Source organism: Fructobacillus ficulneus, assembly GCF_001047075.2.
GTDB classification, from domain to species: Bacteria; Bacillota; Bacilli; order Lactobacillales; family Lactobacillaceae; genus Fructobacillus; species Fructobacillus ficulneus.
On sequence record NZ_DF968005.1, the window covers coordinates 266,942 to 292,383 of the forward strand.

Here is a 25,442-nt window from a genome sequence, read left to right on the forward strand (position 1 = left end):
TTGTCGATTGTCTTACTGACTGTTTTAGTCTTTGCTGAGAAAAAGGTACTTGATTTAGAAGCAGGATTTAATCAATAAGCTAAATGAAAAGAGTTAACATTCCTTTACTATGCTAACAAACATCGAAAATTAATTCGTGATTGTTAACACAATAAGGGACTGCTAACTCTTCTTTTAATACTTATGATTTTTGACAACTGGCAAAGCCGTTTGGATTTCTTGTGAAAGTTCCGGACTGAACTCAAGCCAAAAGTCTTTTTCGAAGTGGTTAACAATTGTCAGAGCAGCCTGTAACTTTTCTTCACCGGCGGTTGTTAATGACAGGGCTTTTGATCGAGAATTCTTTTTACCAGGATAACGATCTAACAAATCTTCTCGACTGAGTTTGGTAATGATTGACGAAGCAGTCATGACATCGACGTTAGCCGCTTGGGCCACCATGATTTGAGTGACTTCATCTTTTTGCAAACTGAGTCCATAGACGGTGGCCAAAATTTGGAATTGCGGATGGGTCAAATCAAGCTCGCGTAACCGGTATTTCATTTGTCGAAACCAATCAGTATAAAGACTAAAAAAATTATGGTTGGTTGAATCGAGGTAATTAGCGAGCGAAGTAGTTTTAACAGGGCTCATAGACATTCTCCTTGGTTGATGAATAAATATTTAATTAATAAGTGTACATATAATATAACTGATTATGAGTTTGAAGGCAAGGGCTTGTCAGCATGAATTTGATTGACACTAATTCTAGCTTTCGTGTTATACTCACGGTGTAAATAAAGTTGGGGTGCCCTGAGCTGAGATTATACCCATTGAACCTGATGCCGTTAGCACGGTCGCAGGAAACTTCTAAATCGGATTTTTTTGTGTCTTATTTGATACTATTTTGAAAAGTCCTCAGCTCAGGCTGGGGACTTTTTTATATTGAGTAAAGAATTACTGGCAGCTGACCCTCAAGCCAGTCACGATTAGAGGAGAACTACGATGATGACGACCGAGCCATTTTCCTTAAAGCTGAGAGCAATCATGGAAAGATACCGTCCTGATTTCTATGCCAACCCGTTTATTCAAGCGATGCAGGAAGGGCAAATTAATGAGCAAGCCTTGTTGGCATACGTCCAGCAAGACCACCGTTATTTAGATTCATACCTACCACTCTATGAAGAGGTTTTTCACAAAGTTACTGGTCAACCAGCCAGTGCTGTGACTAAGCAAGACCCCAAAGAATACGAAGCTCACCAAATTCTCCTAGATTTGGCGGGAACAAGTGATGCAAGTTTGCAAACTGGTGATTATGAAACGTTACCAACAACACGAGCCTATTTGGACCAATTAACGGCCGCTGCAGCAGAGGATGACTTCGTGGGCTTAGTGGCCTTGGCGGCCTGCCCCTTTGACTATGGGTATTTAGCTGACTATTTGATTCGTGATGGCTTGATTAAGCCGGATAATCCTTTCATCACTTGGGTTGGATATTACCGTGGTGTGGAACAATCATTTACAGACCAGCTGTTGACGGTGATTAATCGTTTAGCGCCAATGGTGGCAAATGAGGTTCAAGACAGAGCTTTAGCTGAATTTGAAAGATCAACTCAATACGAAAATGCTTTCTTTGCTCAAGTAATGGAGGAAACCTATGCGTGACGTCTTACAATATCCAACCGCTTTAACAATTGCTGGGTCTGATTCTGGTGGTGGAGCAGGAATGCAAGCGGATTTAAAAACGATGCAAGCTTGTCGGACTTATTCAACTGCGGTTGTGGTTGGCTTAACAGCCCAGAATACCTTGGGTGTTCAAGGTGCTTATCCGACGGCGTTAGATGTCATTGACCAGCAATTTGCTTCAATTTTTGCTGACTTTGACGTACGGGCCGCGAAGACGGGGGCTTTATTTGACCGTGATCACGTTTTACAGGTAGTAGAAAATTTGAAAAAATACGAAGTTACCAACTTAGTAGTTGATCCGGTCATGGTTGCAAAGGGTGGGGCCGCGCTACTTGATTCGGCTGGAATCGATGCCCTACGTGAAGACTTATTACCGCTGGCTACCTTGATTACGCCGAATTTGCCTGAGGCTGAATTGTTGGCTGAAATGCCGATTGCCAGTCAGGACGACATGGTAGTAGCTGCCCATAAAATTATGGCTGCTGGAGCAAAAAATGTCATGATTAAGGGCGGTCATGGTCATGGACCAGTCGTTTACGATTATGTTCTATTAGCTGACCAAGTTGGCTTTTGGTTAACTGGAGACCGGGTTGCTACAACCAGTAAGCACGGGACTGGGGATACCTTATCGGCGGCGATTACGGCTTATTTGGCTCAAGGAGAAAGCTTGTCGGTCGCCATTGCCCTCGGCCACCAATACATGAATAAGATTATTGGTCAGCCTCTCAATATTGGCCATGGTCATGGTCCATTAAATCAAGGACAGTGGCCAACAACCATAGCACAACAAGGAGTTAACCATGAAGTTTGATCCAAAGTCCCTTGGTGTTTATTTTGTCATTGGGAGTCAAAATGTTGGCGGTGACCAAAAGAAAGTATTGCGCTTAGTTCGTGAGGCTTGTGCAAAGGGGGCGACGGCTATTCAATACCGTGAAAAAGACCATTCGATTTTAAGTCGTACAGAAACGATTGCCCTCGGTCAAGCTATCCGAAAGATTACCTGGGATGCTCGAGTGCCACTTTACGTTGATGATGATTTGCCTTTGGCTATAGCTATTCACGCTGACGGTATCCATGTCGGTCAGGGAGATACGTCAGTTTCAGAAATTCGTACCCAGGCTCCTGATTTGCTGGTTGGGCTGTCGGTTCATGACCTGCACGAATTAGCCAACAGTACAGCCGTCCTTGACCAAGTTGACTACTTAGGCGTTGGTCCGGTTTTTGCCGCGCAAAGCAAGGTCGGAGCCAAGGAGGCAATTGGCCCACTTGGACTGGCAACGGTTGTTGCAGCAAGCCCGGTTCCGGTCGTTGCTATCGGTGGGATTGATGAAAATAATTGTCAGCAGTTAACCGGTACCGGTATAGCTGGTGTAGCCGTGATTTCGGCCTTAACGCAAAGCCTGAATTTAGCCCATAGTATTCAAAAACTGAAGGAGTAAATAAATATGACGAAAGAAATGTTAAGTGCAGTTCGTACGAACCAACCGATTGTTTTAAACGTTGCTAACGCCGTGACCCCCCAATTAGTAGCTAATGCCATTGCCTATATCGGTGCATCGCCAATTATGGTTGAAGATCCGTTTGATGCACCTGACTTGGCCAAAATTGCCAACGCTGTAACCTTGAACCTCGGTTCAACTTCCAAAAAAGCTCAGGAAGTAATGCTTGCCAGCGGGCAAGCAGCCAACCAGCTCGGCATTCCAGTCGTGTTTGACCCAGTTGCAGTGGCAGCAACGCCCTTGCGGACCCAACGAGCTAGCGAAATCCTCGACCGGGTTAAAGTGGCTATTGTTCGAGGAAACTTGGGCGAGGTTGCTGCTTTAGCTGGCATTGAGTGGAACAGCCACGGAATTGATGCTGGAACAGGGAGTGAAGACCCCGTAGCTATTGTTAAAGAAGCCGGTCGCAAATTAAAGACCATTGTGGTGGCGACGGGAGCTGTGGATTTGGTGTCTGACGGTCAAACTGTCTACGAAATTCATAACAGTGCTACCCAATTAGCAACAAACGTTGGAATGGGGGATGCCCTGGATGGCCTCTTGGGAGCCTTTGCTAGCCAAAGCCTAGACTTGGCAGATATTGCCTATGCGACAGCTGCCTTACCGGTTGCTGGTGAGTTGGCTATGGCGGAGAAACCATTCGGACCAGCTGACTTTTTGACAAAGATGTTGGACCACTTAGCTAACTTAACCGATGATGTTTTAAACCAACACATTCAGCTTCGTCAGTTGCCATAAAAGTTACGCGGACAGGGGATAAATGCTGACGTGCTGATTGTTTGTGGCTCAAAATTATGCTAGGATAATTCTATTGCTAGCAATAATAGGAGAAATAACCATGCCATTAATGAAAATTGATTTGATTAAGGGTCAATACGAACCCAATGAAATTAAGCAATTGATGCAACTATCTTTCGATGTTGCCAAGGAAACTTTGTCACTACCTGACCGTGACCGTTTCCAAATCGTAACTCAGCACGAAGACTACGAAATTGATTTTCAAGATGTTGGTCTAGGTTACGAACGTTCCGCCAAGGCTTTATTCTTTACTGTTCTGTCAACGCCGCGTCCAGTGAAGGCCAAAAAGGAATTTACGAAGACTTTGGTGGCAACATTAGCTGACCAAGCTGGTGTTCGACCAGAAGACGTTATCATCTCCTTCGTATCAAACCATGCTGAAGATTGGTCATTCGGTGAAGGAAAGAACCATTTCTTAAATGGTGATTTGTAAGAAAAATTTTGCTCGTTGATTATATCAATCAATGGGCATTTTTTTATAGACAGGATGCAGGTGGTGCAAGTACTGGTAGAGGTTGGTCGTCATTTCCTCATCGATTAAAGGTGGGATTAATACGACCGGGACTGAGGCGGATAGCCCCTTATTCTCAGTTAAAATCAAATTGAAAGAGCTAAAATCCACGAATTTGTTTTGATGGGAATCGTCGGTCAGTAAAGCTAATTCGACTTGAACGGGAAAGGGGGCCTTTTGTACTAAATCAACTAGGAGGCGGCGACTGTATATCGGTAGGTCAGTTAGAATTAAGACCTTCAGTGGCTGTTTTAGTGACAGTTTGTGCATGTAATGGGTGAAAATCATCGCTAAAATTCGGATTTGTCGGGCTCTGAATTCGCCGGTAAAGGAGGAGTCAAGTTCCTTTTGAATGGCTGGCAGAGTCAAGCACTGCCGAATAACGCTTTCTAAGTAATGATTTGGAATTAAATAAGTATCGGCATAATAGAAATCATACTGGTTTGCAAATAAAAAGGGTTTTAGTTGAGTTTGAATGTCTTGGTGCAAGTTATTGAGAATTGAATCAGTTTGACTATCAATGTCTAACCCTAATTTTTGACCAACAGTGCGAATCAATTGCTCTGCTAAAATTTTTAGCTTGAAGTATTTACTGGAAGCCACATGGCCATCGCTTTCCTTGGGATGGCTAAGCAGTTGGATTGTTAATAGGATGATGATTTCGCTTTGAATGCTTGAATCAGTCCTGCATCCGTGGTCTTTGAACCATTCCTGTGCAACCTGGTATTCCAAGTGATTTTGAATAATTTGCTTTTCTTCGTCTGTTACCAAAGTTTGTTGGTGAAAGTGATGGTTCTGGGCTAGCCAGTGCAAGTAATTTTCGCTTAGTTTAATTAATAGAACTAATGCCTCAACTTGACGAGGACAAAGTGATTTTTTCCCTAGCTTTTGGTACTTCTTATTTAGTCCTTGGGTGGCAGTTTTAATAACTTGAATTTGATTTTCAGTTGCATGATTTGGCTGTGCTTCAACCAATTTGTTAGCAGTGGTCAAAGCGATGAGTTGGTCCCGATAGTCGGTTTGAAGGGACTCCACCAGCAATGAGGCCCGTGAGAAGATGGATATTCTTGATCCAGACAGATAGTGGCCAAGATCAGTGGTAAAATGAACGCTTCCTTGGTTATCGGTACTGGCCTTTATTTTTTGTAGGTCCCGTAAAATCGTGTTGCGTGAAACTTGAAAATAGCTTTGTAAGGTGGCGATTGTCCATTTTTGACTGGGGAGGGTCATAAATAATTCAATCATTGCTAGACGAGCAGTTGGCGTCCAAAGGTGAGCTTTGGGCCAACGTTGAGCCAGTTCAACCAAGATTTGTGTTTGTTCTGGACTGATTGGGCTTTGAGGAGTAAGGGGAGCCAAATCGGCTTGGGTTAAGTCAGCGTTGACGGCTTTTAGTAGCCGATATACTTTGCCAGTGGGAAGTGAGACTTGCTGGCTTAAATCAGCAATACGGCCAAGATACTGTTGGTGACTGAGGTAATGAACGAAATCGCAATCTGCTAAAGCAACCATAACAATTATTCTCCTTTTTTACTTTGAATAATAACTAGAATCGCTAAAATTAACTAGCCTTTTGGCATAAATAACAGACCCCATTTTGGAAAAACTTTTTCCAAAGTGGGGCTTTTTTGGTTCTTGATCACCAGGAATAATAGGGGCAAGAAACCCCGATTGATCGGGTAAGCAAATAAACAGAAAGAGGCACTCATGACCAAGGCAACGACGATTAAAGCAGCAACCCGAGAAAACTGGATTGAAAATACATTCCCGGAATGGGGAACCTGGCTGAATGAAGAGATTGCGGCCGCCCAAGTACCATCCAAAAACTTCCGAATTTGGTGGTTAGGGAATACCGGAATTTGGCTTAAAACTCACGAAGGGACGAACTTGTTGATTGATTTATGGAATGGGACGGGTAAGCGGACTCATGGAACTGGTCTGATGAAAGAAGGCCACCAGATGATGCGGATGGCTGGCGTCAAAGCCTTGCAACCCAACTTGCGCCAGCAACCCTTTGTAATTGACCCCTATCAAATGGAAGATGTTGATGCCCTTTTGGTTTCGCACATTCATTCAGACCACCTTGACATTCACACGGCCGCAGCCGTCCTACAAAATGCTAGCCCGGACACGAAATTTATTGGTCCCAAGCAAGTCGTTGAAACCTGGATTAAGTGGGGCGTTCCTAAAAGTCGAACTATTATTTTGCGACCGGGCGATGAGGTGACTGTGAAGTCAACCACTATTAAAGCCCTCGAAGCCTTTGATCGGACGGCCTTACTAACTGTACCGGCCGATCAGAAACTGGCTGGAAACTTGCCACCAGAAATGGATGACTTAGCAATCAATTTCTTTATCAAAACTTCAGGTGGCACTCTTTATCATGGTGCTGATTCCCATATGGCCAACCTCTTTACCAAGCACGGCAATGACCATGATATTGACGTTGAACTAATTAACTATGGTGAAAATCCTCGAGGAATTAGTGACAAATTAACTGCCAGTGACGTTCTGCGGTCTGCAGAAGACCTCCAGGTAAAAGTTGTTATTCCACTCCACTATGATATTTGGACTAATTTTGCTGCTGATCCAAACGAAATTATGTACTTGTGGCGGATGAAACGGGAAAGTTTGCAGTATCAATTCCATCCCTTTATTTGGCAGGTTGGTGGATCGTACACTTATCCGGCCGACCAAGACCGGTTTAAGTACCATCATGACCGGGGCTTCAAAGATGCTTTTGAAAATGATCCAGACCTGCCATTCTCATCATTTTTGTAAAATTTAGGCTAAATTTAGGCTCAGATAAAATCAGGAGAAAACTATGACAAAACCAAAACTACAAATTGCTCTTGACCAGAATTCACTGGCTGAAGCAGTGGCGATTGCCCACAAAGCTGGCCCAATCGTTGACATTGTGGAAGTGGGAACGATTTTAGCACTACAAGCAGGCCAAACGGCGATTGAAACTTTGAGTACAATGTTTCCCAATAAAATTATTGTGGCGGATGCTAAGTGTGCCGATGCTGGAAAAACGGTTGCTCAAAATGCCAAGCATGCTGGGGCAGATTATTTAACGGTGATTGATTCAGCCACCCTGGCGACGATGCTGGCAGCCAAGGCCGTGATGCCCAATATTCAAGTGGAATTGTATTCGGCTTGGACTTATGATTTGGCTCGGCAATGGATTAAAAATGGAATTGACCAGGTGATTTATCACCAAAGTCGTGACGCCTTATTAGCTGGTGAAACATGGGGCAATCGTGATTTGACCGTTGTGGAAAATCTAATCGATATGGGCTTTCGTGTATCTGTGACGGGCGGGTTAACAGTTGAAACGATTCCGCTGTTTGCTGGACTACCGATTGAAACGATGATTGCTGGTCGAGCAATTACAGGTCAGAACAACCCTGGTAAGGTTGCTGAAGAGTTCCAGACAGTATTAACACAAGAATGGGGGTAGGATTTGAAAGTCATTCAACTCGGTGTGAACGAAAAAGCATTAGCCAAAGAAACTAGCTGGGACCAAAAGATGAGGCAAGCCAAGGAGGTTGGTTTTAGTTTTTTAGAACTTTCGATTGATGAAAGCCAGGATCGAATCAGTCGTTTGGAATGGTCAGCCGAACAGCGGGATAATTTGCGCTACTTAATGCAAGTAAATCAGTGCCCTATTAAAACAATCATGCTGTCTGCTTTGCGTAAATACCCGCTTGGGTCAGAAGACCCGGGCGGCTACCGCTTGGCTTATGGGTTGGGGTGTCAGGCGATTGATTTAGCTCATGACCTTGGTGTTGGAAATGTGCAATTGGCCGCATACGACGAATACTACCATGTTAAAAATCAAAAAACAGCCAAGCGCTTTTATCGAAATTTGGCTCGCCTGGTTCACTACGCTAGCCGTAAACAGGTTATGGTAACGGTCGAAACGATGGATGATCCCTTTGTAAATACTCTTAAAAAAGTAGCCGATTTGAAAATGATGATTAAATCCCCCTGGTTAGGAGCCTATGCGGACTTAGGAAACCTTTCTGCCTGGCAAGGGATCCACCGTCAAAATGTTGTGATTGATTTAAAAACGAATATCGATTTGATTGCGGCTATTCACGTTAAGGATACTGTGGCAGTTAAATCGAAGCAGGCTGGTGTTTTTAAAGGCTTGTCCTTTGGCACGGGTGACGTGGACTTTCTAACCTTATTTCGAACTCTCTATCGGGCAGATTATCAAGGAACGATGACGGTTGAAATGTGGAATGAAGACTTTGAAGATGCATTTGTGCGTGCACAGGCAGCTTTTGACTTTGTTAGTCAGGGCCTGAAACAAGTTGGTTATACGTTAGTAGGAGAAGAGTAAATGTTATTTGAAGAATTACGACAAGAAGTCTACCAAGCAAACCTGACTTTGCCGGAATTGGGTTTAGTGTCCTTTACATGGGGAAACGTTTCGGCAATTGATCGTGAGTCAGGGCTCTTCGTCATTAAGCCCTCTGGTATTTCTTATCAGGACCTGCGACCTGAATACCTAGTCGTTGTTGATTTGCAGGGCCGGGTTGCCGAAGGGAACTTTCAACCTTCGATGGATACAGCCACCCATGCTTATCTTTATAGTCACTTTCCAGATATTGGTGGTATCGCCCATACGCACTCGCCCTGGGCGGTGGCCTTTGCTTCTGCTGGATTAGCAGTTCCTGCGATTTCAACTACTCATGCTGATACTTTTTACGGGGATGTCCCATGTGTACCAGCCATTGAAAATGCTGACATGGTAGCGGATTATGAATTACAGACAGGTCAGGCCATCGTCGAATACTTTTCTGCTCATAATCTAGATCCAACAGCGATTCCGGCTGCTTTGGTAGGCCAGCACGGTCCTTTTACCTGGGGAGCAAAGGCTGAGGAGGCCGTTTACAATGCAAAAGTCTTAGAAACGGCGGCCGAGATTGCCCATCATTCTTTGCAACTGACTCATGGGCCATTGAATGTACCGCAATCACTGCTGAATAAGCATTATCAGCGAAAACACGGACCAAATGCCTATTATGGTCAAGAACTTGAAAGTTAGCAGGTGAAAAAATATGAAGACATACCTTGTAATTGATGTGGGAACGTCGAGTGTTCGAGCAATTTTATATGACCAAGCTGGACAGGTTTTGGACCAGGCTCAAGAGAATTATCGGCCATCCTATACCAAAGATGGTGGTGTTAGCCAAGACGCGCTGACCTTTAGTAAGCTAAGTCAAAAAGTTATTAAAAAAATTATGGACCAAAATTCACAAATTGGTGATGAAATTCAAGCGGTCGCAATAACTGCCCAGCGGTCATCGCTGATTCCCTGCCAAGCGGGTCAACCTTTGGCACCGGCAATTATGTGGCAAGATACACGGGTTAACCAAATTTTAGACCGGTACAGGGACTATGATGAGGTCTTTATACAGCAGTCTGGATCCCGGCTGAATGCTGTCTACTTAGGGCCAAAAATATTATGGTTGAAGGAACAACAGCCGGTTGTCTATGAAGTGGCTGATAATTACTTCAATATTTCGTCATTTTTAACTTACGAAATGACTGGCCAAGCAACAATGGATACGACGTATGGGTCTCGAACAAATCTAATGAACATTCACACCTTGACTTGGGATTTGGCTCTGTTTAAAATTCTTGGATTAGATGCCAGTAAAATGCCTCGTTTGATTGCTCCAGGTTCCAGTTGTGGAACTGTGACGAAGACGTACAGTCGCAAGACGGGGCTACCAGCAGGAATCCCAGTGATTTCTGCCGGTGGTGATCAACAGTGTGCAGCACTTGGGGCAGGTTTAGTTCACCAAGACCAGGTATCGATTAATACTGGAACGGGTGGGTATTTGATTAAAAATGTTGACCACCTACCAGACCGGTTGGATGGCCGTCTTATCTATAACCAGGCCGCAATCCCTGACAAGTATATTTTAGAAATTGATTTACTAGCCTGCTCGTCGATTTTAAACTGGTTTTTGGAAAATTTTTACACACCCGGGAAGACTTTGTATCAACAGTTAGATGAGGACCTACAAGCTTGTTATGGCCAAAAAATTAATGTGGCCGTCCTGCCGTTCCATAAGGGCCGGTCGGTCGGTAAGAATGATCGCCAAATTCGGTCGGCTTTTTCCAATATTGGTTTGTCGACTCGGCGCCAAGACCTCCTCTATGCTTTAATGGCTAGTCTCTTTGTTGAAATGAATAAAGGTCTTGGTATCTTTAAAAGCTTAGGGCCAGTCGGTCAAGTTACCATTTCAGGTGGGTTAACAAATTCAACTATCATGAATCAGATGCAAGCAGACGCTTATAATTTAACGGTTGATAAAAGTCCGACTGCTGAAGCTACCGCTTTGGGGGCCTTGATGTCCGTCTTAGTTCAACAGGGACTCTATCCAACCTTTGCTGCAGCTGCTGAAGGATTAATTCAAGCTAGTAAGGACAGTTACCAGCCTAATCCAGATAATGTTGACCAATTCTTAGCCTTTGACCAACGAAATCAAGTGCTCTACCAACATTTGGCCGGCACACCAGCTGGCTACGATAAGGGTGCTTAGACTAGTTGAAAAGGAGAAATCGTAAATGAAAATTTTTATGGAAATTGTTACCACCCTCGGGCACAGTGTCGTGATCCCACTAATTATTTTATTGGTGGCTTTGGCAATGCGTGTCCACTGGAAGACAGCCGTGCAAGCGGCCATCCTAGTAGGGGTGGCGTTAACAGGTTTTGGTTGGTTAATTAGTATTTTCACACCAGCAGTTACCAAAGTTTTACAAGGTTTGATTGCCACAACAGGGTTGAATTTACCTGTTGCGGATACTGGCTGGCAATCGGCCCCGCTAGTTGCCTTTAAATCACCGGTTGGAATTACCTTCTTTTTGGTTGGTCTACTAGCAGAAGTCGTTCTCTTTTTAATTGGTTATACCAGGGTTTTCTTTGCCACAAATCTATGGCAAAATTGGGGCTTTATGGTCTGGGGAACGGTGGCCTATGTTGTTACCGGTCAGTTCTGGTTATCACTCGGATTGTGCTTCTTCCTGATGGGCTTGGCCTTGTTCTTAGCTGAAGTCCAGGCTGACCGGTATGCCGATTATTATCAGGTCCCCAATGGAACAACGGCCTCGATGCATAATATTGAAAATGTTGTGCCGGCGATTTTACTAGACCCATTGTGGAACCGCCTTGGTCTTAACAAAAAGACATTGACGCCAGCACAATTGAAAGAAAAATTGGGCTTGTTGGGAGAACCGACAATGATTGGTTTGCTCCTTGGTTTGATTTTGGGGACATTAGCTAATTTTTCTCACTTGCAAACCCTAGCAGGTTGGGGTGCAAGCTTAACCTTTGCGGTCCAACTAGCGACAGTCATGACAATCTTTCCGATGATTGCTAAGCTTTTCGGTCAAGCATTTCGACCACTGACTAGTGAAATATCGAAGCGCTACCAAGATCAGTTAAAAAACCAAGGCCAACATGGCAAAAAGGGTCCTCGCCTTTGGTTCATGGCTGTTGACGACGGACTCGGTTATGGCGAAGAGGCGACCTTGATTGCGGGGATGGTACTGATGCCAATTATGTTGGTAATTGCAATGGTCATCCCTGGTAACAAGATGATTCCGATTGTTGATTTGATTGCCTTACCCTTTATGGTGGAATCAATCGTTGCCATCCATCGAGGCAATTTGACTAAGATAGTGGCGACGGGAATGGTTTGGCTAACCCTTGGCCTCTATGCTGGTTCTGCCATGGCACCATACTACACGGAGACCCTCCATCAATATGGTGTGGTCCTAGCAACCGGAGCTGCCTTGGTTATTTCTTATAATGTTATGGCTCGACCACTGACGACTGTACTATTTATGATTTGGATTTCTGGAAATTGGGCGTGGTTAGCTGTCTTAGTTCTAATCTACTTGACGGCTGTCATCTACCTGCATCTTCATCGCCAAGACATCTGGTCTTACCTTAAGAAAATGTCCGATAAGAATGCTTAAATGAACGACAACCTTGGTTATGAGAAACCAGGGTTGTTTTTAAATTGAACAAAAATAGCTTGTAATTTTAGTAATGGTCTAATGGTAATTGACAAGGGGAGGTGATTGTTCTAAAATGGATTCCACGTAGTTTTATTAGACTTTGTTGCAAACTAGGAAACCGAATTTTTAACAAAATGGTCTGCTAGTTGATTTATAAAAGGAGCTCTGCCAACATGGAAAATTTTGCATTTCATAACACCACTGATATTCGTTTTGGAAAAGAACGGATTGCTAGTGAATTGAAGGATGCTGTTAGTCAATTTGGAAATAAGGTCTTGTTGACTTATGGTGGTGGATCAATCAAAAAATCAGGCCTATACGACCAAGTACTCAAGGCTTTGGACGGATTAGAAGTCTTTGAATTGTCAGGGATCGCACCGAACCCTAAGATTGATTCAGTTCGAGCTGGTCAAAAATTAGTGCAAGATAACGATATCGACGTTATTTTGGCTGTTGGTGGTGGATCAGTTATTGATGCTTCTAAGGTTATTGCCTCAGCTAAGTTTTATGACCAAGACCCATGGGAATTGGTTTTGGATTCAAAGAAGCGTTTTGCCATTGATCAATTGCCAATCGTTGATATTTTGACTTTGGCCGCTACTGGGACGGAAATGAACACTGGATCAGTAATTTCAAATCCGGAAACGAAGCAAAAGTTGGGAACTGGTGGCCCTCATACGCCGGCTGTCTCATTCCTAGACCCAACTTTGACTTTCTCAGTTTCAAAGTGGCAAACAGCCGCTGGGTCAATCGATATCTTCAGTCACTTAACTGAACAATACTTTGACCAAAAGGGTTATGAAAACGATGTTCGTAATGGTTTGATTGAAGGAATCATGCGCGCCGTAATCAAGTGGGCTCCAGTAGCCCTACGTGAACCTGATAACTACGATGCTCGCGCCAACTTGATGTGGGCTTCAACAATGGCCTTGAACGGTTTGCCCCGGACTGGAAACGTGAACACTTGGACAGCCCACCCAATTGAACACGAATTGTCAGCCTACTATGACATCACTCACGGTGTTGGTTTGGGCATCATCACGCCACACTGGATGGAATTCGCCTATTCAAACGAAACTCAACCACTCTTTGCTAGCTTCGGCCGCAACGTTTGGAACTTGACGGGGGATGATAAGACGGTGGCCAAGGCTGCTATCGAAAAGACTCGTGAATGGTTAGGTAGCTTGGAAGTGCCAACTACTTTGCCAGGTGTTGATATCAATACTGAAGATGACTTTGAAGCAATGGCTGCTAGTGCGGTTAAGATTAACAGTCTTGATCAAAAGGCATTCGTTAAGATGACGACGGCTGATGTTGTGAACTTGTTAAAGGCAGCGATGAAGTAAGCATTTCGCACAAAATAAATTAAATCAAAAAGGCTGAACGCTGGTAATCAGGTAACCTCCTAATTTAGGAAGCTATCATGTCGGCGTTCAGCCTTTTTATTGTACTTACTTTTGATAGTGATAAATTTTGGCTTCGTATGGACGTAATGTCCCATGCCTGTCATCGGCATAATTAGACAATAACAGGTCGCTCTTATTTGGGCAGTCATAGTAGCGTTCGACAGTTTCGGCCGTAAAGTTGGCGACAACGAAGAGGCCTTCATGAGAGCCAATCCGCTGGTAGGCGTAAACCTGGTTATCATCCGGGTCAAGAAGGTGGTAACGGCCGGTCGTGACAATCGGTAGGTCATGGCGGAGCTTAATCAATTTTTGATAATGGTAAAAGACGGAGTCAGGGTCGCCTAAGGCTTGATCAACGTTAATTTCGGAGTAGTTTGCATTTAATTTGAGCCAGGGAGTCCCGGTCGTAAAGCCAGCATTGGCACTTGCCGACCACTGCATTGGTGTCCGGGCGTTGTCCCGGCCCTTGTAATGAACGTAGTCTAATAGTTGGTCGGCGGTTAGTAAGTGGTCTAGGTCAACCAGGAACTTGCGGGCGTTTAGAATTTCAATGTCATCGAAATCATCCCAACCAAGGTTTTCGGCGTTGGTCATCCCCAGTTCCTCACCCTGGTAGATATAGGGTGTTCCTTGGAGCATATGCAAGACGGTGGCCAACATCTTGGCTGATCGGACGCGGTAGGCGGGCGAATCATTACCAAAACGGCTCACCACTCGGGGTTGGTCGTGGTTCATCCAGAAGAGGGAGTTCCAAGCCCGACCATATAACTGGTCTTGCCATTTGGACAGGTTAGCTTTTAATTTGACCAGAGGGAGGGGGCGGTTATCCCACTTACCCAAGGCCGGGTCCGGATTAAAATCGAGCTCGACGTGTTCGAACTGAAAGACCATGTTTAATTCCTGACCGTTCAAATTGGCGTATTCCTTGGCATTGGTGATATCGACACCGGAAGCCTCACCAACGGTCATCAAGTCGGCCCGGTTCAAAACCTGGTTTCGCATCTCTTGAAGGTATTCGTGAACATGGGGACCGTTGGCAACTGCCTGATTGACGTTGGAGTAGTGGGCACCAGCTGGGACCGGCCCATTTGGTAAACCACTAGGTTTGGAAATCAAGGAAATGACATCCATCCGGAAACCATCGATGCCCAAATCAATCCAGCGGTTCATCATTTGGTAGACTTCGTCCCGGACTGCTGGATTAGCCCAATTTAAGTCGGGTTGTTCCGTGACAAAGAGGTGGAGGTAGTATTGTCCTGTCGCCTCATCAAGCTGCCAGGCCGGTCCAGAGAAGAAGGACCCCCAGTTATTTGGTGCCTGACCATCGACTGGGTCGCGCCAAATATAGTAGTCGCGCTTCGGATTATCCTTGCTCGACCGACTTTCGATGAACCATGAGTGTTCATTAGAAGTGTGGTTGACGACCAAGTCCATCACAATTTTGAGACCGTGGTCATGGGCGTCCTTTAAGAGACTTTGAAAGTCTGCCATGGTTCCAAATTCTGGGTTAATGGCTTCATAGTCGGAAATATCGTAACCGTTATCGTGGTTGGGTGACTGGTAGATAGGGTTGAGCCAAAGCACATCGACGCCTAATTGCTTTAGGTAGTCGAGCCGGCTCTCAATTCCTTTTAGGTCACCAATCCCGTTGCCGGTGGAATCTTGGAAGGACCGGGGGTAGATTTGATAAACGACGGCTTTTTGCCACCACTTCGTTTGTGTTGCCATAGGAGTTCCTTTCGGTTAAAAATTCGGTGGTCAGTTCAATGTGCCAACTTCGAGAAGTTAAAGGGGCCGTCTCGAGGCCTAGTGAAGCCGGCAGTCATTTGATCATTACTAATTATCATCAGGCACCAGCCAAATCAAGACGGCACCAATCAAGAAGCCAGCACTGGCCAGGTAGAACATCTTGGCCATCGACCCACCCAAGGCTGGTAAAATCAAAAAGCTAACCGAGGAGGCGACGATTTGTGGGACACAAATGAAGACATTGTAGAGCCCTAGTAAAATTCCATCGTGCCGACCATCCAGGGCATTCGTCAAAATAGTAAAAGGGATGGTAATGATGGCTAACCAGGCAATGCCGTAAAGGGCAAAGGCCAGTAAGGAAACTAGCTTGGTCGTGCCGATGGCAACTAAGAAGAGGCCGAGGCTGCCGGCCATCAAAGAGAGCATGTAGGTCAGCCGACGGTATTTCTTTGTTAATTTGGTAAAGAGGAGGCCAACGAGGATGGCAACAGCGGAGTAAACGCCTTGGACGAGGCCAAACCAGTTACCGGCCGCTTGGAAGCCAGCCGAATGCGGGTCAGTGGTTTGCCAGATGTTTTCCGCCAGGGCTCCAGTGGAGTAAGTCCACATGTAGGGGATGGCACACCAGACAAAGAAGGCTAGCAGGCCTAACCGCCAAAAGACGGGCGGCGCTGATTTTAAAATTTGTAACAGTGATTCATGACGGTTCTGGTCACCAGCAGCCAGTCCATGGTATTCCCGCATTTCAGCCGGGCTATACTCCTTAACTTTCCAGACTGTAAAGGCCGCTGACAGTGATAAAATTCCGGCCGCAATGTAGAAGGATAGGCGGACGGATAGTGGGATTTCTCCCTTGGGCGCCGTATTGGCGACTCCGCAGGCGGTTAAGATAAAGGGAAAAATAAAGGCTGTCAAACTTCCGAGCGACCCCCAAACATTTTGCATGGACCAGAGGATGTTGGTTTGCTTGGGGTTGGCCATGTCGGGGATGATCATCTTGAAGGGTTGCTGGGAAACGTTGCAGGCTAGGTCCATAAAGAGCACAGTAATGGCCCCAAACCATAAAGCCGCTGCTGACCCAAAACCAAAACCGAAAGATCCAGTATTTGGTAAGAGGAGCATCACAATTAGGGAGACCACTGACCCGCCAATCAGGTAGGGCATCCGCCGACCAAGCCGGGGAATCCAGGTCTTATCGGAAAAGTAGCCGACGAGGGGTTGGGTGACAACTCCGGCGAGAGGTGGCAAGATAAAGAAGAAACCGAGTTTGTTCGGGTCGGCCCCGATGGTTTGAAAAATGCGACCCATGCTCCCGGTTTGCATTGAGAAGGCAATCTGAGTCCCAAAGTAACCAAAGGTCATTAAAAACATCTGTAATTTGGTCAAGTCGGGCAGGTGCTTGCCTAGAGTTGGTGGTGGCGTTGTTGATTTTGTCATCAGAAACCTCATTCCTTTTGCTTGAATGTAACTAAGATACCTCGATTGTAAGCGCTTGCAAAAAGAGGGTCAATCAATTATTACTAATTGGAATAATTTTCTTCAGTTAACGTAACAACGCCAATTAAAATGTCCGATGGGCCGATGTCTCGCGATAAAAAAGTTGACTAAATTGTGCGGTGAACTCATGTCAGGGAACAAAGCAAGACCACAAAAAAAAGACCCGCCGAGGCGAGTCTTAAAGTTAAAATTTATTTATCGGGTTAAACGCCAGCGCGTGGATCAACCTTACCCATGTAGTTGTATTCGTAAAGCATGGTTCCCTTGCTTTCAGTGGTTTGACCATCAAGGGTTAATTTAACACCACCGTCAGCGAAGAAGCGAAGGTAGGTAGGTTGAATACCAGCCCGATCGTACATTTCCTTGGTTCCGCCGGTAACTTTTTGCATGTCAGTCAAGCCGGCCTTCTTAGCCATTTCTTCTGCTTCAGCCTGGTCCCTCGGTGCGTTACCGTACATATCACGAACCTCGATAATATCACGCCAAGTTACGTCGAATTCGGCCGTGTTATCGCCGTCTTTGAAAGTGTACTTGCTGGTCTTTGGAAATTCTTTGCCAACTGAAGTTTCAGCCAATTCTGTTTCCAAATCAACCCGACCGTCGGTTGTGAAAACAACCTTTCCAGTTTCGTTGTCTGCAATCATAAAGAATGGTAGACGGGTGAAACCAAAGCGTTCCGTGGCCACAAAGTCGTAGATGTAAACGACATACTTGTCAGTGTACATCCGGCCCCACAACCAGTGGTGGAAGGCTTGCATAGGTGAAATATTCATCCATTGGTGGTCGTGGTAACCTTGGCCGTGAACGTCAACGGTTTTACCGTCGTAAGTCAACGTTCCGGTCACTTCACACTTGGGAACACTCAAGTCGGTGTAGAAGTATTCATCGTTTGCACCGAGGGCAATCCCACTAGTTCCTTGACGGAAGGGTTCAACCAAGGCCCGGTAGTGAAGGTCGCAGGCAATGCCTTCAGTACTTTCGATGTGGACGTCGTATTCCTTAAAGTCACCGGTACAGTAATCGGGGCCAAAATGAACGTCACACTTTTCTTTGCTCATTGAGCTGTTTTCCATTGAAGCAAAGCTAAATTCTTGGGTAGTTTCACCGTTGGGGCGGGTGATGGCTAAGTTCAAGTTGGGTTCGAACCCAGTTTCCATCATGGCACCAGCAGTCTTAGGTCGGAAACCAACGACTACTTTACTACCGTCGTCAAAGTCAGCATCGAAGTACCAAACTTCGTTGTTGCCGGGACCGTCATTATTGCGAATACCATCTTCCCATGCTTCGACTTTGCTGGGGTCGATGCCCATCTTCTTAAAGTCTTGGGGTTGATTCATAATTCGTGCTAGTGTCATAAGTAATCCTCCTTAGGATCTGCTACATTTGTAATGCGTAAGTCTATTCTAGTTAATCTTCTTGCAACCTACAAGCAACAATCACAGGACGACCGTTGGATTAAAACTAAAATATTTAAATTAACTTTAATATATTCAAAAATATCGCACTTTAACTGGAGCTGTTCAAAATAACATCGCTGTCTTTGCATTGCTTTGAAAATTTGTGACAATAAAAAAAGCCCATCGCTGGCCGGCGAGGGATTGAGTTAAAAATATGGAATATGCCACGAAACGGTCATCGATTAGATTTATTTGACAGATGCTTTTCATAAGCAATTGTATTTCTATTGTACTTACAAATGTGTATAATGAGGTTGAAAATAATAAAGGAGCAATTACTATGGCTAAAACTTCAAACCTTTATGTCCGTATTGAACCAGAAATCAAGGATCAGGCGGAAAAAATCCTGAGTACACTTGGTATTCCTGCATCAAATGCTATCAATATGTTTTACAAACAAATTATTCTGCAAGGAGGTATTCCTTTTGATGTGAAAGTTCCAGGACCAAAAGCCTTGGATATTTCACAATTATCTGAAGCTGAAATAAATGCTGCTTTTGAAAAGGGGTACGTCCAAATGTTAGAAGGGAAAGGACAATCGGTTGATCAGGCCTTTGCAGATATTCGTCGTGATTATCATCTATGATGTTTACTGTTAAAATATCTGAACAAGCCAAAGCAGATATCCAAGGCATCTATGAATATATCGCCTTTGAATTGAATGCTCCGAAAAACGCAGCCAGGCAATTGGATCGATTGGAGGGGGCAATTCAAAAGCTTAATACCTTTCCCGATAGCCATCAACTATATTCAAATGAGCCTTGGCGGTCGCGAGGATTACGCTTTTTACCTGTGAATAATTATCTGGTATATTTTATTGTAAATACTGATAGTGCAATGGTTTGGGTCATTCGTGTTATGTATGGTGGTCGCAATATTGAATACCAACTGAATCAAAAATCCAAATTTTAAGGTCCGAACACTTGGCATGCCGATGCTGAGTGTTTTTTATTCGCAGTGAACTCAGTATTACTGCTGATAAATGAAAAAGACATCGCTGGCCGGCGATGTCTACGAATTGGGAACAGAATTTGTTGCTCTTATTCAACTTAACCATAGTTTACCATATTTTTGTACTGGCTAAATTTAGCAAAGTAGGATTGCGGTCAGGAAACCTAAATCGATGATTTTCAGTTTTGTTTCTTTTCTTTTTGACAATAAAAAAAGCCCATCGCTGGCCGGCGATGGACTTAGGAATAAAGTATTAGACTTTCAAAAAATTTCTAATTACATTAGAACATCTATTACTTTTGGTAGTAATAGATTTTAGCTTCATAAGGGCGGAGGGTTGAACCTTGGTCGTCCTGATAGTTTGACAATAGTAAGTCCGCATTGTCAGGATAATCGTAGGTGCGTTCCACCGTTTCAGCCGTGAAGTTGGCAATGACCAAGAGGGCTTCACCATCGTCAAGGCGTTGGTAGGCAAAGACCTGGTCGTCTTCTGGGTCAAGCAAGTGGTAGTGACCGGTCGTGACCAATGGCAGGTCATGGCGCAACTTGATTAGCTTCTGGTAGTGGTAGAAGACAGAGTCGGGGTCGGCCAAGGCTTGTTCGACGTTAATTTGTGGGTAGTTGGCATTTAATTTAATCCACGGAGTTGCCGTGGTAAAGGCAGCATTGTCAGCAGCTGACCACTGCATTGGTGTCCGGGCGTTGTCGCGGCCCTTGTAGTGGACGTAGTCGAGCATCGTGTCATCATCGACGAGGTGTTCGCGGTTGACGACAAATTCACGACCGTTGATGATTTCGACATCATCGAAGTCATCCCAACCGAGGTTGTAGGCGTTGGTCATCCCCAACTCCTCACCCTGGTAAATATAAGGCGTTCCCTGCATCATGTGCAAGAGGGTCGCCAACATTTTGGCTGACTTGACCCGGTAGGCCGGTGAATCATCCCCAAAACGGCTGACAATTCGGGGCTGGTCGTGGTTATCCCAGTAAAGCGAGTTCCAACTTTGGCCTTCCATCTCGGTCTGCCACTTGGACAAGTTCTCCTTCAAAGCCACGAGGGAAACCGGTTGGTTATCCCACTTACCCAAGGCTGGGTTGGCGTTGTCATCCAAGCCCATGTGTTCGAACTGGAAGACCATGTTCAATTCACTGCCGTCAATGTCGGCATACTTGCGGGCGTTGTCGATATCGACTCCAGAGGTTTCCCCAACGGTCATCAAATCACCGTTGTTCAAAACCTTTTCTCGCATTTCTTGTAGATATTCGTGGATGTGGGGGCCGTTGGCCGTCAAAGAAACGGGGTTGGCGTAGGTGTTTCCTGCAGGCAAGGGTGCATCGGGCAAGCCGGTTGGCTTAGAAAGCATTGAAACAACGTCCATTCGGAAACCGTCGATACCCTTATCGACCCAGCGGTTCATCATTTGATAAACTTCATCGCGGAGGGCTTCATTTTCCCAATTCAAGTCGGGTTGGCCCTCGACGAAGAGGTGGAGGTAGTATTGACCAGACGCTTCGTCAAACTTCCAGGCTGAACCAGAGAAAAATGAACTCCAGTTGTTGGGTTCGTGCCCATCCACTGGGTCACGCCAAATGTAAAAGTCGCGCTTGGGGTTGTCCTTGCTTGACCGGCTTTCAATAAACCATTGGTGCTGGTCGGAAGAGTGGTTGACGACCAGGTCCATGACAATCTTAATCCCGCGTTGATGAGCGGCGGCTAAGAGGTCATCGAAGTCAGCCATTGTTCCGAATTCAGGGTTGATGGCTTCGTAATCGGAAATGTCGTAACCGTTGTCCTTGTTGGGTGAGTCGTAAACCGGGTTGAGCCAGATGACGTCGGCCCCAAGCTTTTGGACGTAGTCCAAGCGGTTTTCAATTCCCTTCAAGTCACCGATTCCGTCCTGGTTGGAATCTTGGAATGACCGGGGGTAGATTTGATAAACGACGGCCTTTTGCCACCATTTGATCGCAGGTGTTGTCATGGGTAAACCTCCAAAAGTCTGTTTTGTACAAAATTCTGTTGCTACCCGCATTATAAAGAAAATCCAGCCAACCGTAAAGGGAAGGGCGAACAATTCTAAGATGATTTTCGGCACACATTTTCACCCATAAGGAATGGCACTGGCATCCAATCGTTTTACCAAGAATGTCCATTAACATTTACTCTGAAGAAAGGTATAATCAGACAGGAGAAAATGATTATAAATTAGAAGGAGTTTACGTTTTGAAAAAGAAATTGGCCTTTGGGGCCAGCTTTTTAATAGTTGTTGGGGTTTTGATTTATTTGGGGACTGGTTCGAAAATGACCCATACGCTCTCCGAACAAAACGGCAAAATGCCAACTGAGGCGACGGTCTTTATCCATGGTTATGGATCGAGTCGTAATGCTGAAAAATCAATGGCCCAGTCCTTGGTGGCAAAGGGTTATTCCAACACGAAAATTAATGTTACCGTGGCCAAGAATGGGACGGTAACAATGAACAAGACGATTGGCCCTGGTGACAAGCGGCCGTTAATTTTAGTTCAGTTTGATGACAATACCAACCAAAACTTTATGCAGAGTGCGGGCTGGTTAGACACGGTTATGACCAAACTTAGCCAACAGGGGATTCGGTCGGTGAACCTGGTCGGCCATTCGATGGGGAACCAGGCGATTGCCTATTATTTGATGGATAAGGCGAACAAGGGGACTGACTTGCCGAAAGTCAAAAAGCAAATCTCATTGGCGGGAACTTATAACGGCTTGATCTTGGCCGACCCCCAGTCGAATGCGGCCTTGAACGACCAGGGTGAACCCCAGGTCAAGACGAAGACCTTTACCAACTTGCAGAATTTGACAACGTATTACCAGAACCATGCCACCCAAGTCTTGAACATCTTTGGAAATTCAACGGGTGGGTCCCAGTCCGACCAAGTTGTCTACAACAATTCATCTCAGTCGCTCAAGTACTTTGTTCGCCAGCCAAGTACTTATCAAGAACAGCTGATTACTGGTCCAACCGGTCAACATTCTCAACTCCATGAAAATAGTGTGGTGGATGAGGCGATTTACCAGTTCTTGACCAAATAAACATCAGCAAAGCCGGCCTGAACCTGGTTATTTGAGATTGAGTCCACGGGAACAACTTAGTGCAATGAGTCGAATCATTTATTTAGTGGGTAGCTCGAGGAGGGCTTTATGAAGCAAAAATTATCTGACAACAAGAAGTGGTTACTGGCCATCTTTTTGGTTACCTTCCTTGTTAAGGAAACGATTAGCTTACCGCATATTATCCGGGTGGTATTATTTATCATTCAAGTCGTCCTATTAGTCGTGATGATTTACGCCGAACAGGGCCAGAAAAGATCCCGCAAGAAGTACAACGATTACCAACACTGACAGGAGGATGACGACGATGAAACGAATTCTATTATCCAATTTACTCGGTGCCGTGATTTATTTTGTTATCATGCACTTTGTCTTTCGGACCAATACCTTGGCCTTTGATATTTTTTCGACGGTAGTGTTTTATATCGTAATGACGATAACAACCTGGTATAGGCAAAAACCGTCGAAGAAGGACTAATTTTAGCCAGTAAATCCTCAGCAAAAGCCCCAAGACCTGTGAGAACAGGCCCTGGGGCTTTATTTTGTCTAGTTGTGGTAAGTGTAATTTTTGGCATTGCTGATAATGGAGGGAGTTGAGTATGAGCACATAAAAAGAGCCCCAGTTGCGGCCAGGACTCTTTCAGTAGGCGCTTTCACACCTACTTCTTACTAACTTGGTAATAGCACACGATGGTCGGCAGGCCAATCACAACGCTCCAACATTTCAAAGCAAACAAAAGCCCCCGAAACAGACGAATGATCGCCAAGGTTCCAGGGGTTTATTTGTTAGCAAATTAATAATCCGTCAAAACGACGTAATCCACCGTCTTCAAACTTGAAAGGTCGCGACCACCAGCATAAGAAATCGCTGATTGGAGGTCTTCTTCCATCGCTGTCAACGTGTTTTGGATTGGACCCTTGTAGTCAACCATCAAGCTCCGGCCTTCAACGTTGTGGGAGTGACCCTTTTGGGCGGCTGAGGCTGAACCGTAGTAGGCCTTGTAAGTTTGGCCGTTTTCTTCAATGATGTCGCCAGGCGTTTCATCGTGGCCGGCAAACATTGACCCAACCATGACCATCGTGGCACCGAAGCGGATTGACTTGGCAATGTCACCGTTGTGGCGGATACCACCGTCACCGATGATGGGCTTGGTAGCAACTTGGGCACATTGGGCGATGGCGGCTAACTGCCAACCGTTCGTTCCAAAGCCGGTCTTGTCCTTGGTGATGCAGGCCTTACCTGGACCGATGCCGACTTTGGTGGCGTCGGCTCCGGCGGCTTCGATTTCGACGACCCCTTCGGGAGTACCGAGGTTACCGACGATTAAGAAGGCCTTTGGCAAGTTTTCCTTGATGTACTTGACCATCTTGATGACATAGTCAGAATGACCGTGGGCGACATCAATGGTGATGTATTCAGGGGTGACACCTTCGTCAACGAATTGATCAACTAAGGCGTATTCGTCATCGGTAATGCCCATACTGATTGAGGCAATCAAGCCCTGACCTTGGAGTTTTTGCACGAAGGCAAACCGGGTTTCCGGTTGGAACCGGTGCATGACGTAGAAATAACCGTGGCTGGCCAACCAAACGGCTAAGTCTTCATCAATGACCGTGGCCATGTTGGCTGGCATGACCGGCAACTTAAAGCTGTGGTCACCGAGGACGACGGATGTATCAGCATCGCGCCGGCTCTTCAAAACGCTCTTCTTTGGTAACAAACGGATAGCATCGTAATCAAAAGTTTTCATAGATAAGCTCCAGTCAAGGCACGTGCCTTGCTATTGGCCAAAGTCGGATGACTTGGTCGTTCGTTAAAATGCAAATTAAAATTAGGGGGAGGGACGTCAAGTCCGTCTCTCAATCGAAAATCAGACGAGGAAAGACCCAATGGCCCGTCCGCAACAAAAATAAAAATCAATTAGGTCTTAGCCCGGCACAATCGCCACTCAAATTTTACGGGTGGTAGCCCGGGCAGACGAAAAATAAAAAGAAAAACGACCAGCCTTAGACCTTGTCGGCCGTGGGCCGGCAAAAAGTCCAGGACTGGTCGTCAGATAAAATCAAGTTTTTAATTTTCCCAGAGGTCTGTCAAAACATTGGTTGCTTCACGGTCGGGACCAACGGCAAAGGTTGCCAGTGGGAGACCAACGATTTCGCAAACGCGTTCCAAATAGTGACGGGCGTTGTCTGGCAAGTCAGCCAATGAGTGGGCCTGGGTGATGTCTTCTGACCAACCTGGTAATTCTTCGTAGACGGGTTGGCAGCGGGCCAAGTCGGCTTCTGAAGCAGGGTAGTGGTCGATGACCTGACCATCGAGTTCGTAATGAGTAGCGACCTTAAGGGTTTCAAAGCCAGACAAAACATCCAAACAGTTCAATGATAATTGGGTCAAACCAGATACTCGCTTGGCATGACGAAGGGCCACCGTGTCCAACCAACCAATTCGGCGGGGACGACCCGTTACGACCCCATATTCGTGGGCGACGTCACGGATGGTTGAACCAACTTCGTCAAAGAGTTCCGTTGGGAAGGGACCTTCACCAACACGGGAACAGTAAACCTTGGCAACCCCAACGACTTGGTCAATTCGGTTCGGACCAAGACCAGCACCGACGGCAGCACCACCGGCGATTGGGTTTGATGAGGTAACGAATGGGTAGGTCCCATGGTCGATATCTAACATGATTCCTTGGGCCCCTTCAAACAAGACGCGCTTGTTTTGGTCCAAGGCTTCATTAATAAGGTATGAAGTGTCCGCCACAAATGGTCGCAACT

Annotated in this window: 24 protein-coding genes and 1 riboswitch; of the genes, 16 read left to right on the plus strand and 8 right to left on the minus strand. The window is 45.5% G+C overall.

What is annotated here, in order from left to right; genetic code table 11:
• Positions 1–174: 174 nt before the first annotated feature.
• On the minus strand, positions 175–633 hold the full coding sequence (locus tag AOQ29_RS05985) for a MarR family winged helix-turn-helix transcriptional regulator (protein ID WP_061993587.1): 459 nt from the start codon (positions 631–633) through the stop codon (positions 175–177).
• Positions 634–773: 140 nt separating this feature from the next.
• A riboswitch (TPP riboswitch) is annotated at positions 774–862 on the plus strand.
• 122 nt (positions 863–984) lie between these two features.
• Here AOQ29_RS05985 and AOQ29_RS05990 point away from each other — a divergent pair.
• The 5 genes from AOQ29_RS05990 to AOQ29_RS06010 all read left to right on the plus strand — a co-directional run bounded on the left by AOQ29_RS05990 (position 985) and on the right by AOQ29_RS06010 (position 4,395).
• Positions 985–1,644 (plus strand): TenA family protein, encoded by a 660-nt coding sequence (locus tag AOQ29_RS05990; RefSeq protein ID WP_061993588.1) that lies wholly within the window; start codon positions 985–987, stop codon positions 1,642–1,644.
• Positions 1,637–2,476 (plus strand): bifunctional hydroxymethylpyrimidine kinase/phosphomethylpyrimidine kinase, encoded by an 840-nt coding sequence (gene thiD / locus AOQ29_RS05995; protein ID WP_061993589.1) that lies wholly within the window; start codon positions 1,637–1,639, stop codon positions 2,474–2,476. Before AOQ29_RS05990 ends, thiD begins: the two co-directional genes overlap by 8 nt.
• Complete coding sequence (thiE, locus tag AOQ29_RS06000) at positions 2,466–3,104, plus strand: thiamine phosphate synthase (RefSeq protein WP_061993590.1); 639 nt, start codon at positions 2,466–2,468, stop codon at positions 3,102–3,104. Before thiD ends, thiE begins: the two co-directional genes overlap by 11 nt.
• 6 nt (positions 3,105–3,110) lie before the next feature.
• The gene (gene thiM / locus AOQ29_RS06005; RefSeq protein ID WP_061993591.1) at positions 3,111–3,902 is read left to right on the plus strand and encodes a hydroxyethylthiazole kinase; all 792 of its coding nucleotides are present in this window, start codon (positions 3,111–3,113) and stop codon (positions 3,900–3,902) included.
• 100 nt (positions 3,903–4,002) lie between these two features.
• Positions 4,003–4,395, plus strand: coding sequence for a tautomerase family protein (locus AOQ29_RS06010; protein ID WP_061993592.1), 393 nt, complete (start codon positions 4,003–4,005; stop codon positions 4,393–4,395).
• A gap of 24 nt (positions 4,396–4,419) precedes the next feature.
• On the opposite strand, the gene AOQ29_RS06015 is transcribed toward AOQ29_RS06010, so the two are convergent.
• A complete protein-coding gene (locus AOQ29_RS06015) occupies positions 4,420–5,985 on the minus strand; it encodes a BglG family transcription antiterminator (RefSeq protein ID WP_061993593.1) in 1,566 nt (521 codons plus the stop codon).
• Between the two features lie 195 nt (positions 5,986–6,180).
• Between AOQ29_RS06015 and ulaG the strand changes: the two genes are divergently transcribed.
• The 7 genes from ulaG to AOQ29_RS06050 all read left to right on the plus strand — a co-directional run bounded on the left by ulaG (position 6,181) and on the right by AOQ29_RS06050 (position 13,865).
• Positions 6,181–7,254 (plus strand): L-ascorbate 6-phosphate lactonase, encoded by a 1,074-nt coding sequence (gene ulaG, locus AOQ29_RS06020; protein WP_061993594.1) that lies wholly within the window; start codon positions 6,181–6,183, stop codon positions 7,252–7,254.
• Between the two features lie 43 nt (positions 7,255–7,297).
• Positions 7,298–7,936, plus strand: a complete 639-nt coding sequence (locus AOQ29_RS06025; RefSeq protein WP_061993595.1) for a 3-keto-L-gulonate-6-phosphate decarboxylase UlaD — start codon at positions 7,298–7,300, stop codon at positions 7,934–7,936.
• 3 nt (positions 7,937–7,939) lie between these two features.
• Positions 7,940–8,824: an L-ribulose-5-phosphate 3-epimerase gene (locus AOQ29_RS06030; RefSeq protein WP_061993596.1), complete on the plus strand. Its 885-nt coding sequence runs from the start codon at positions 7,940–7,942 to the stop codon at positions 8,822–8,824.
• A complete protein-coding gene (araD, locus tag AOQ29_RS06035) occupies positions 8,825–9,532 on the plus strand; it encodes an L-ribulose-5-phosphate 4-epimerase AraD (RefSeq protein ID WP_061993597.1) in 708 nt (235 codons plus the stop codon).
• A gap of 13 nt (positions 9,533–9,545) precedes the next feature.
• Positions 9,546–11,039: an FGGY-family carbohydrate kinase gene (locus tag AOQ29_RS06040; protein WP_061993598.1), complete on the plus strand. Its 1,494-nt coding sequence runs from the start codon at positions 9,546–9,548 to the stop codon at positions 11,037–11,039.
• 25 nt (positions 11,040–11,064) lie between these two features.
• Positions 11,065–12,477: a PTS transporter subunit IIC gene (locus AOQ29_RS06045; protein ID WP_061993599.1), complete on the plus strand. Its 1,413-nt coding sequence runs from the start codon at positions 11,065–11,067 to the stop codon at positions 12,475–12,477.
• A 215-nt stretch (positions 12,478–12,692) separates the two neighbouring features.
• On the plus strand, positions 12,693–13,865 hold the full coding sequence (locus AOQ29_RS06050) for an iron-containing alcohol dehydrogenase (protein ID WP_061993600.1): 1,173 nt from the start codon (positions 12,693–12,695) through the stop codon (positions 13,863–13,865).
• A 105-nt stretch (positions 13,866–13,970) separates the two neighbouring features.
• Here AOQ29_RS06050 and AOQ29_RS06055 read toward each other — a convergent pair whose 3' ends face one another.
• The 3 genes from AOQ29_RS06055 to AOQ29_RS06065 all read right to left on the minus strand — a co-directional run bounded on the left by AOQ29_RS06055 (position 13,971) and on the right by AOQ29_RS06065 (position 18,526).
• Positions 13,971–15,653, minus strand: coding sequence for a glycoside hydrolase family 13 protein (locus AOQ29_RS06055; RefSeq protein ID WP_061993601.1), 1,683 nt, complete (start codon positions 15,651–15,653; stop codon positions 13,971–13,973).
• A 108-nt stretch (positions 15,654–15,761) separates the two neighbouring features.
• Positions 15,762–17,111 (minus strand): MFS transporter, encoded by a 1,350-nt coding sequence (locus AOQ29_RS06060; RefSeq protein ID WP_061993602.1) that lies wholly within the window; start codon positions 17,109–17,111, stop codon positions 15,762–15,764.
• A 263-nt stretch (positions 17,112–17,374) separates the two neighbouring features.
• Positions 17,375–18,526, minus strand: coding sequence for a lipocalin-like domain-containing protein (locus AOQ29_RS06065; RefSeq protein ID WP_061993603.1), 1,152 nt, complete (start codon positions 18,524–18,526; stop codon positions 17,375–17,377).
• A gap of 382 nt (positions 18,527–18,908) precedes the next feature.
• Here AOQ29_RS06065 and AOQ29_RS06070 point away from each other — a divergent pair, with 382 nt between their 5' ends.
• Positions 18,909–19,214: a type II toxin-antitoxin system RelB/DinJ family antitoxin gene (locus AOQ29_RS06070; protein ID WP_061993604.1), complete on the plus strand. Its 306-nt coding sequence runs from the start codon at positions 18,909–18,911 to the stop codon at positions 19,212–19,214.
• Positions 19,211–19,540, plus strand: a complete 330-nt coding sequence (locus tag AOQ29_RS06075; RefSeq protein ID WP_061993605.1) for a type II toxin-antitoxin system RelE/ParE family toxin — start codon at positions 19,211–19,213, stop codon at positions 19,538–19,540. Before AOQ29_RS06070 ends, AOQ29_RS06075 begins: the two co-directional genes overlap by 4 nt.
• Positions 19,541–19,872: 332 nt before the next feature.
• Here AOQ29_RS06075 and AOQ29_RS06080 read toward each other — a convergent pair whose 3' ends face one another.
• Positions 19,873–21,558 carry a glycoside hydrolase family 13 protein gene (locus tag AOQ29_RS06080; protein ID WP_061993606.1) on the minus strand — a complete coding sequence of 562 codons (1,686 nt, stop codon included), beginning with the start codon at positions 21,556–21,558 and terminating at the stop codon, positions 19,873–19,875.
• Positions 21,559–21,800: 242 nt separating this feature from the next.
• Between AOQ29_RS06080 and AOQ29_RS06085 the strand changes: the two genes are divergently transcribed.
• Positions 21,801–22,646 carry an alpha/beta hydrolase gene (locus AOQ29_RS06085; protein ID WP_242977416.1) on the plus strand — a complete coding sequence of 282 codons (846 nt, stop codon included), beginning with the start codon at positions 21,801–21,803 and terminating at the stop codon, positions 22,644–22,646.
• A 108-nt stretch (positions 22,647–22,754) separates the two neighbouring features.
• Complete coding sequence (locus AOQ29_RS06090; RefSeq protein WP_061993608.1) at positions 22,755–22,955, plus strand: hypothetical protein; 201 nt, start codon at positions 22,755–22,757, stop codon at positions 22,953–22,955.
• Positions 22,956–23,458: 503 nt separating this feature from the next.
• Here AOQ29_RS06090 and AOQ29_RS06095 read toward each other — a convergent pair.
• Positions 23,459–24,415: a GMP reductase gene (locus AOQ29_RS06095; RefSeq protein ID WP_061993609.1), complete on the minus strand. Its 957-nt coding sequence runs from the start codon at positions 24,413–24,415 to the stop codon at positions 23,459–23,461.
• Between the two features lie 320 nt (positions 24,416–24,735).
• On the minus strand, positions 24,736–25,442 hold a 707-nt coding region (locus AOQ29_RS08190; protein ID WP_242977417.1), incomplete at its 5' end, for an adenylosuccinate synthetase.